This window comes from Streptomyces sp. NPDC029152 (genome assembly GCF_055564355.1).
In genome coordinates, this window is sequence record NZ_JBVHWR010000059.1 from 1 (window position 1) to 3,002 (window position 3,002).

2 protein-coding genes are annotated in these 3,002 nt (G+C 66.9%); one reads left to right on the top strand and one right to left on the bottom strand.

Features of this window, described 5'->3' with window-relative positions:
- Nucleotides 1-704: 704 nt before the first annotated feature.
- The gene (locus ACZ4V6_RS36465) at nt 705-1,133 is read right to left on the bottom strand and encodes a hypothetical protein (protein WP_467835562.1); all 429 of its coding nucleotides are present in this window, start codon (nt 1,131-1,133) and stop codon (nt 705-707) included.
- A 562-nt stretch (nt 1,134-1,695) separates the two neighbouring features.
- Between ACZ4V6_RS36465 and ACZ4V6_RS36470 the strand changes: the two genes are divergently transcribed.
- Nucleotides 1,696-2,790 (top strand): serine hydrolase domain-containing protein, encoded by a 1,095-nt coding sequence (locus tag ACZ4V6_RS36470; protein ID WP_467835564.1) that lies wholly within the window; start codon nt 1,696-1,698, stop codon nt 2,788-2,790.
- Nucleotides 2,791-3,002: the final 212 nt, after the last annotated feature.

Genomic DNA, 3,002 nt, shown 5'->3' on the forward strand with positions numbered 1-3,002 from the left:
GACCTGCCGCCCGCGAGTGGCCGGGCGTTGCGCCCGGCCGGGCGGTGGTCGGACCTCTGATCAGCGTCTGTGACGGCACCCCTCGGACCCGGTGACACCACCCCCCAGGTCATCCGTTCGACAGGGGGCAACAGTCATACCGGGCCCGGAGGCCAGCGGCCCTCTTGCAGGACCACGAAGAAGATAACGGGGGCACTGCGCGTCAGACGCGGGGGAGTGCGTCTTCGTCGTTTCCGGTCAGTCGCTGCCGGAACGTTTTCTCGGTCTCGTGGGCGACGTCAGTGGCTTCGGTCGGCTCATCAGAGATCAGGGTGGTCTCCCATTCGTCCGGGTCCGGGCTCGCTTGCACGGTTCCATCAACCTGGTAGGTCGCGACAGCCTGCGTCCTCACGTCTCAGTGACGCGGCCGGCAGCAGCCTGGGCGACGAGCTGCTCCAGCGCGGCCTTGGTCTTCCGGGGCTGTGCTGACGAAACTACCTCCGCGCCTGTACACGGTTGGTATCTGGCCGGTCAGGCTTGGGTTTCTGATGGGGTCGGCGAGCGTTTCGTCGGTGGTCTGTCGCCTTCAGTCAGCTACAGGTAGGCGGTGCCGAACTTGTCGGTGCCAGTGGTGACGCTGTGGCTGGGTGGGGTGTTGTCGTCTGTGCTGTGCCAGTTGATGGTGGCATCGGCTGCACGGAACTTCGCAGGCATGGCCGGTGTTCTCACTTCTCGGTGCTCAATTCCCTGAGGCCTTCGAGGAAGGCCTGCACAGTTTCCTCGTCGCGGATGCGGTACCCCTGCACCTTTCCGGAGCCCGGCCCGAGCGCAATGATCGGTGACTGCATGCCGCTGTCCCACCAGCCTTCTGCCACGCCGCGCTTGAGGACCCGGGTGAAGGCGCCGGCGTGACCGCGGAGGCTGCTGTCGTCGTTGTCGCGGAGTTCGTCGGCGGACACTTCGCCGCCGACTCCGGCGAGGGCGGCGCGGAGGATGCGCCGGGCTCGCGGAGCAAGAGCCGTGTAGAAGGTGCGGGCGCGGTCGGCGGTCCAGCCGGGGTTGTGACGCAGGCTGGCGCGGTGCTTGTCGAGAAGGGCGAGCAGGTCGTTCTGAAACTTGGGTGTCGGGTTCTTCACCGTGATGACGATCTCCACACGAGGCTCCCGTTTCATTAGACGCAAATAAAGATGTGGGGACCGTAGCGTCCGATGCCTTGTCAGGCAAGGTTTAACTGCGTCTATTTAAACCTGTCCACTTGAGAACACCCGCGCTGAGCCCCTGTGCGAACGACTGAGGGTTCAGCACGAGACTGCGGTGCGGACAACTGCAGTGCATCGGCCCCTCTTGGCGGAAGGGCCGTACTCGCTTTGGAGGGACCTGCGCGTCCGGCTCTATGCAGCGGGGTCGGTCGGCCCGCAGGTGGCAACAGGGGCGACTCTCCGGTCGGCTGTCTCGATCTCGGCCCACGGAAGTCACCGTGACGATCTCCCCCTGCCAGGCGGGCCAGGTAAGGACCGTACTGGGGGAGTGCTGTACGCATGATGCCGACGCGCGCATCGAAAACCTGATCGCAGCACTGCTCGCACCTTGGTGGCCGGATACCTGATCCTACTCACCGCATACCCCCCTGGGGTATTTTCTCGATTGGTGACGAGTGACTGATGCGGGGAGGTAGGACGTGCACGAGATGTTCCGTTTGTGGGGGCGGTGGTCCCAGTGACGGTTCGCGGGTTCGCGGCGGCGGGCTACGAAGCGGTGAGAGAGGTCTTCGAGCGGCTGATCGAGGAGGGTGCGGAGAGCGGCGCGGGGGTGTCGGTGTGGCGGGAGGGAGTCGAGGTCGTGCGGCTGTCCGGTGGATGGGCCGATGCAGGCCGGCGGCGCCTGTGGGAGGGGGACACGCTGGTTCAGCCCTACTCACTGTCGAAAACGTTCGTGACGCTGGCCGCCCTGGTGGCGGTGAGGGACGGTGCGCTCACGCTGGACGAGCCCGTGGCCGCGCACTGGAAGGAGTACGGGTGCGGCGGGAAGGATGGCACCACGCTCCGCCAAGTCCTCACACACCGAGCGGGCCAGCCGCGTTTTCCGGCCGAGGCGGCCGGGATCGACCTGCTCGACGACGACCGGCTGCGAGCGAGTCTGGAGCGGGCGGAAGCGGAGTACGTGCTGGGGACATCCCTGGGAGAGCACGCCCTGACCTACGGACACCTGGTCGACGGCATCCTGCGGGCAGCGGCGGGGACGACACTCGGCGAGATGTTCAACCAGGTAGTGCGACCTGCGCTGGGGCTGGATGCCTGGTTCGGGGTACCGACGGAGCATCTGGACCGAGTGGCTGACCTCGAGCACGGCCGGTCCGACTGGCCGCAGCAACTCCACGCGGAGCCGTGGCTGCGCATACCCGACGGCGCGCTGGGCTCGGGGCGGGTGAACTCCCGCACCTGGCGACAGTCGGTCTTCGGCGCGGTCAACCTGCACACCACCGCTTCGGCCATGGCCGAGTTCTTCTCCGCCCTCACCGACCAGGACGGGAAGCTGCGCGCCCTACTGGGCCCCGACCTGCACACCGAACTGCTCACCTCCCAGGTCACCGGGTACGACGAAGTTTTCGGTACCCAGCTGACCTGGACGCTCGGCTTCATCCGCGACCGCGGCAAGATCGTCAAGGGAGGAATCGGGGGCTCGGCCGCATGGTGGTCCCTGCGACATGGCCACGGCTGCGCCTACCTGACGCGACGGCTGGAGGACCACTCCCGCGCTGCACAGATCGCCGCTGCCCTGGGGGACGACCTGGCCGTGGTCGGCGAAGACTGAAATGAGGTTGGCCTTTTCGGCTTCGACGCCTGATACGAGCGGCGGGCTCGACGAGCCGACCGTGACGCGTCCCGAAATGCAGCAGTGGGCGGCTTCTAGTCCTCGCGGAGCTCGGCTTGGAGGCGGCGGGAGGGGCGGAAGGCGTAGAGGTCGAGGACGGCGGGTGGGTCGGTTATGCCGGGTCCGCCGTCCTTGACCCAGGAAGCGATGTC